Source organism: bacterium (genome assembly GCA_037131655.1).
Classification (GTDB): domain Bacteria; phylum Armatimonadota; class Fimbriimonadia; order Fimbriimonadales; family JBAXQP01; genus JBAXQP01.
This window is the reverse complement of record JBAXQP010000169.1, coordinates 1-6,057: the sequence shown is the minus strand read 5'-3', so window position 1 is coordinate 6,057 and position 6,057 is coordinate 1. Positions and strand designations below refer to the sequence as shown.

Here is a 6,057-nt window from a genome sequence, read left to right as displayed (position 1 = left end):
TCATCAGGTCGTTGCCACATGTTCTACCCTCCCCTTCTAATAGGATTAGGTCGTTCCCGTTCCTAGTTTTGATAAATGCTTTACACTCGGTCTTCTCCAGTGATACAATCTTAGTATGCCCCACCAAGGTTACGTGAGGGTAACTTTGAGGTTAACTCTTGGGGATACCAAACAGGGCATTGTTGATTCGAACATTTTGCTCTTAGGGAGTTCAGAATGTCAGGGAAGAAGATACTTATAATCGACGATGATGTGGCGCTTGTTGCTTCTCTGAGCGCTGGGCTGAGAGATGAAGGGTTTGCGGTCGTCTCCTTCAACAGTGGTGAGAATGCGCTAGATATCTTCAGACAGGAGTCCCCAGATCTTGTACTTCTCGACCTTATGCTGCCAGGGTTGGATGGAATAACAGTCTGCCGTATGATCAGACGTAGTTCTCCTGTTCCTGTGATTATGTTGACTGCTAAGAAGGATGACGTTGATAAAATTGTAGGCCTCGAAGTTGGCGCTGATGACTACATAACCAAACCATTCAACTTCCGAGAGCTTATTGCACGAGTGAAATCTGCGCTTCGTCGCCCTGAAATGGATGGCTATCAGGATTCGGATATACCTGATGTTTCTACAATAGGATCCCTAACCGTTGATTTCTTGCGAAGGGAAGTGCGTGTGGAGGGTAGGCTTGTTGTTCTACCTTTAAAGGAGTACGAGCTCCTTGCTGTTATGGCACGCAAGCCTGGAAGAGTATTCGAACGAGATGATCTTCTTTACCGTGTCTGGGGCGATGATTTCTTTGGCGAAGAAAAGACGCTTGATGTTCACATTCGAAGACTCAGAGCTAAAATTGAACTGGATCCTGCAAACCCAATCTTCCTCCTGACTGTCCGTGGGGTGGGATACAAGATGGCAGAGGTCTGACTGTGACATTTGGTATAAAATCTCGCCTAATCTTAAGTCATCTAGCGATTGCTGCAGTTGCTGCGGTGGCCGCATCAATCTACCTTTCTATTTCATTCAAGGAACTCCAAGTCAAATACCAAGAGCATTCCCTATTGTCCAGCGCCTATGCGCTTGCGGATGCACTGGAGACTGATTTTGGCACTCCCCAAGGTCTTCGCCAGACAAGGCATGCAATGCGGAAACTGGCTATTGATGATCCGGGAGTATTTGCAGTTGTTGATAGAAATGGACAAGTGCTGGCAACAACAATAGCCTCAACGCCTGAGGGAAGCACACTAAGTGGAATCGAATCTGTCCTGAGCGGTAAGCCGTATATTCAAGTTACACCTGGCACTAAGGACGATGATCAACACATAGTGGTTTTGGTCCCAATTGAGCATAACGGTAAGGTAGTGGGCGCTGTCAGGGCATGGGTCTCTGAAAAAGACTACAGGAATTCCCTTGCACCAATAAAGAAAATTACCGCTCTCGCACTTTCAGGGGTGATAGTGTTTAGCGTTGTTGTTTCTCTCGTACTAGCTCAGGCGCTCATCATTCCGATAAGGAAGATGCGTCAATTGTCCAAACGCATCGCAGGAGGTGACTTCGAAACGAGAGTCAGGGAACCAAGCGGAGATGAGCTGGGCGAACTTTCAGAAGACTTAAACACCATGGCTTCACGCCTTCAAGAACTTGAGCGCGCGCGGCGTGACTTCATGGGCAACATATCACACGAACTCAGATCACCCGTCAGCAATATCCGGATTACAAGCGAGGTTCTTCAACGTCGAGCGGAAAGACTTGGGGATGACTCGGCCAAACTCTTTGGTACTGTTATTGCTGAAACTGAGCGTCTCGAATTACTTATTGATGAGCTATTGGAGCTTTCAGCTATTATGGCGGGGGTTCTAATATTAGAGAAGGAAGTATTCGACCTCAAGCCGATGCTTGAGGAATTGATCGAGAACATTTCTCCAAGGGCACATCAAAAAAACATCAACATTGGCTTGTTGGCTGACCCAACTATAAATATATCTGCTGATTGGACACGTCTAGCCAGAGCTATTGGCAACCTCATAGATAATGCAGTGAAATTTACTCCGTCTGGTGGCCAGGTGGTGCTCTCTGCTAGGAGATGCGATGCCGAAATCACGATCGAAGTAACTGATACAGGCGAGGGAATTTCAGAAGAGGATTTGCCAAAAGTCTTCGAGCGGTTTTATCGAGCAGACAAGGCAAGAACTCGAACAGGTGGCGCCGGTATTGGACTAGCAATAGTCAAGCACACCGTCGAAGCGCATGGAGGAAGCGTAGAAGCCTACAGTGAAGAAGGTCATGGAAGCAAGTTCATAATACGTCTTCCTGTCACCAGTTGACATTTGCTAAATTTTGAACTTAAAAAGCTCCTTTTGGGGATAGGAAGAGGATTTTGCTTTCAGTTGCGATTTAGACATTTCTTGCAGGTCATCCCACCCCCGGAGTCAGGAGAGGGCTTCCGGAATCGCCTTACGCTAAGTCTGGGAATTGGGGTTTTCGGGTAACATCTGATGTGTTGGCAGCGTATGTTAGTGAGGAGTGAGCCGGTTATATGCAGCGTTTTTATCAAAAGAATACTTCGTTAATAATTGCCATCGTGTTCGCGGCTATTTTGGGCGGGTGGTATGGTTGGCAAGCTTATAGTAACGCAATAACCGCAAGGCAGCCTCTTACTCCTATAAAGCCTTCAACGATCACCTTTTTGGGACTCTCGCCACACTCAGGTTACCGAATCATCATTATCAATGATCAACCTTATATCATCCAGCAGAGCGAGCAAGAGATGAAATTTGCGGTTCCAGAGACAGTAACTGAGGCGAAAAAAAGGGTTCCGATTGATATGCTTTTACGGGCGATTAACGGCGATGAAGTCGCACTTGGCAATCTGTTGGTTGCTTTACAAGAAGGCAGCTATAGTCCAACAATCACGTATAAAAAGGTTTCAGCCCGAATCCCTATCGAATATAAGGTGCTTGGTGTGAGCAAAGTGGTTCAGGCAAAAGCAGAAGTCCCTGTACCGGCCGATTCGGATATTTTAACCAATAAAGAAGCAAAAGCTCAGTGGGAACAAAACCTTGCGGGTTCTATGGGTGAAAGTGTCCAACGACTTCTCAATAACTGCGAGGTCGTCTTGACTGAGAAGCATATAACGGATTTCTCATATAATTCAATTTCAGCCCCTGCGCCGTTGACCGGAGAGATTTATACGCTTTATTTCGGGTTGTCAAAAGAAGGTCGGCGCAGGCTATTTCAGGAAACCAGCAAGCATGTTGGTGAACAGCTTATTATCATTGCAGATAATATCCCCGTTGCGGCTCCCGTTATTCAGGAACCAATGAATGTAAATCGCGCAGATATTCGAAACGTCAGAAGTAAGGTTCTGTTAAATCAACTTATAGACGTATTGAAGAGAAATGGCGTGAAAGTGAATGTTCCTTGACCTGAATTGGTCCTTTGCGATGAGCGCTTTTAATTGACACTTAGCTGACATGGATGCTAAAATACCAGCGTTATGTCCTCAAGGATAATTTGTTAGGGCGCAGGATAAGCCGGAGGTTTTCTGTTGGCATTTAGCAAAAAGAAGAAATTGAGTCCAATAAAACGAATTCTAGCAGTATTTTGCTGGCTGACTATGTGCGGAGCTTTGGGATGGTTTGGAACCTCTCTCGGCATGACGCCCTATCTCATGACCATTATTAAGCACCCATCAGTAATCTTCAACCCAAATCCCGCTGCTCAGTTTGCTTTGGAGCAAGTTAATATCCTCGTCCTAGGCACTGATGTCGATTACAACAACCAAAACCAAGTCATTCATACTCAAGCAAGAAGTGATAGTATCTTTGTCGTTCGATGCAACTTTGAAAAGGGCAAAGAGAGGATCGATGCAATTTCAATCCCTCGGGATACTATCGTTGAAATACCCGGTCACGATCGTCAAAAGATAAACGCCGCTCATGCTTTAGGCGGGCCTGAGTTAGCCAAGCAAACGGTTGAGCAGGCGCTAGGAATTCAAATTGATCAAGTATTGGTTTTGAGCTTTGATGGCTTCCGAAAGCTGATCGATTCAATTGGCGGGCTTTATGTGACTGTCGATAAAAAAATGGACTATGACGATAACTGGGGCAATTTGCATATTCATTTGCAACCCGGTTATCAATGGCTGGACGGTTATAAAGCGATGGGGTTTGTTCGCTTCCGCCATACGGATGATGATTTTCATCGCATTAAACGCCAACAGGGATTTGTGACCTCTTTCAAAACACAACTTACAAAGCAATCACCACTTCGTTACAAAGGAATTTTAGAGTCGATTCGTAAATCCATAAGCGGCACCGTCAATGACGATCAATTGGTCGAGCTTGCAGCTTGGATCCGCAATCTATCGTCCACAAAAATCCAAATGAACACTATTCCTATCCGGTCAACCGGTCGGCTTTCATTCGAAATAGATGAGCAGAAAGCACAGCAGATGCTTAAGGAGATGAATTTTTTCTCCTCCTTCTCAGCTTCATCGGGAATAACACGTTCGGAGCCTGAGACGAAACTCTAGATAGTGTTTGATTGCTATAAATTCGCTTTACCAGGCTCTTTTCCATCCTAAATAATACATCGGAAGTGAGCCGGCGCTGATTGAAGAGTAAATTAGATAGGATGTTAGCCTCTTGAATGATGAACCTTTACAAGAATTAGGAGTCAGCAAAAAGCGTCGCCCAAATCTCACCCGTGTCGATAGATGGGTCATTTCCGTTGCGTTTCTTGTCTTGTTTCTTCTTTTATTGCCCGTCTACTTTGCCGTGCTAGAACAGAACTTTTTTCAGCAATGCGCTATGAACTTAAAGGATATCGGCCAGGCATTGCAACTCTATATCGAAGATACTGGCGGTTTGCCGACTGCCTATCGTATTCAGACAGGTGATGGCTCAGATAATGCCCCTCCGTCATGGGTTGTTGCTTTAAGTAGTTATAAAAGAACGAAAGCTTCAGGGAAATCGATATTTACCTGCCCGACAGCACAGAAGGATTCCAACTCTAACATAGATGGGCTTGAACTTTCCTATGGGTTTTATGCCGGCGCCAGTGGGGCTTTGGAAACGGATATCCCGAATAAAGACGGTATGATTGTCGTAGCGGAAACAGTTCGGGGAGGGCCTTTAGGTACGAATAATCCAATGCCTTTGGGCAATAACGACGGATATTTAGTTGCTTTTGACGATTCGAACGGAATGCCCACAAAGAAATCCAGGTATGTAACCAGGTTGGCTATCAGCCGATACGATACTAAAAAAGGCTGGGACGATCCTGAAAACTTAAATCCCCGTCACGGATTCAGAGGAATTAATGTTCTTTTCGCTAACGGAAGCGTTTCACCAATCATGCCAAGCGACATGGTCATCAGGCGAGATATGAGTGGAAACATAAGAAGACCCTGGATGCTGCCTACAAAGTAGTAGCTACACAAGAGTGATCTTGCTCCGAAAAAACGGATACCCCTATAAAAAGTTGAAGGTGACCGCAAACACGGAACAATAATGCAAGCACACATAGAGCATCTAATACTAAGATGAAAGGTCATAGTACGAATTCAACCACGGGGTAAAGCGCCAGCTTCAGTTGAGCCTCATCACGGTAAAGCTGGAGTTTTTCGACTAATTGACGCGGTATCTCGCGTCGTTCCTGGTTTCCAGATGATCCCACACCTCGAAAAACCTTAGCAGCGGCCTCTGTGTTTAGCTGTGAATTACTGGGTTTATAGCGGTTACGCCTTGTTTTCTTGACACGCCGGTGTTCTTACGTTACAATACAGTACGTGGGTTATCTATGATTGATGACAAGGAGAGTGTTATGAGAACACGTTTATTGGGCTTAGCAATCCTTCTGTGTATGATAGCGGCTTATAGCAGCGCTTTGGCTGTTGAACCTAAGGTGCCGCCTCAACCCAAGGACTTCAAATATAAAGGCAAGATGATCTACATCCTTGCGGGCAGATTCCTGATGGGGAATAACGGGAATGAGGGTTACAGCAGTCCCCGCGAGTTGCCCCAGCACTGGGTGACCCTTTCGGGCTATTGGATCGGTAAGTATGAG

Annotated in this window: 7 protein-coding genes; 6 read left to right on the top strand and 1 reads right to left on the bottom strand. The window is 45.6% G+C overall.

Translation table 11 applies throughout. The annotated features are described in order from the left end of the window. Positions 1-216 precede the first annotated feature (216 nt). From WCO51_08675 to WCO51_08655, 5 genes are all read left to right on the top strand, one after another. Positions 217-915, top strand: a complete 699-nt coding sequence (locus tag WCO51_08675; GenBank protein MEI6513332.1) for a response regulator transcription factor — start codon at positions 217-219, stop codon at positions 913-915. Between the two features lie 2 nt (positions 916-917). Beyond that, on the top strand, positions 918-2,312 hold the full coding sequence (locus WCO51_08670; GenBank protein ID MEI6513331.1) for an ATP-binding protein: 1,395 nt from the start codon (positions 918-920) through the stop codon (positions 2,310-2,312). 212 nt (positions 2,313-2,524) lie between these two features. Next, the gene (locus tag WCO51_08665) at positions 2,525-3,412 is read left to right on the top strand and encodes a hypothetical protein (protein MEI6513330.1); all 888 of its coding nucleotides are present in this window, start codon (positions 2,525-2,527) and stop codon (positions 3,410-3,412) included. Positions 3,413-3,535: 123 nt separating this feature from the next. Further along, entirely contained in the window at positions 3,536-4,522 is a 987-nt protein-coding gene (locus tag WCO51_08660) for an LCP family protein (protein MEI6513329.1), read from the top strand. 112 nt (positions 4,523-4,634) lie between these two features. Further along, positions 4,635-5,420, top strand: a complete 786-nt coding sequence (locus WCO51_08655; protein ID MEI6513328.1) for a hypothetical protein — start codon at positions 4,635-4,637, stop codon at positions 5,418-5,420. A 121-nt stretch (positions 5,421-5,541) separates the two neighbouring features. On the opposite strand, the gene WCO51_08650 is transcribed toward WCO51_08655, so the two are convergent. Beyond that, complete coding sequence (locus WCO51_08650; GenBank protein ID MEI6513327.1) at positions 5,542-5,667, bottom strand: hypothetical protein; 126 nt, start codon at positions 5,665-5,667, stop codon at positions 5,542-5,544. A gap of 147 nt (positions 5,668-5,814) precedes the next feature. On the opposite strand from WCO51_08650, the gene WCO51_08645 reads away from it, so the two are divergent. Further along, positions 5,815-6,057 (top strand): SUMF1/EgtB/PvdO family nonheme iron enzyme (locus WCO51_08645; protein ID MEI6513326.1); only part of this gene is annotated, 243 nt, incomplete at its 3' end.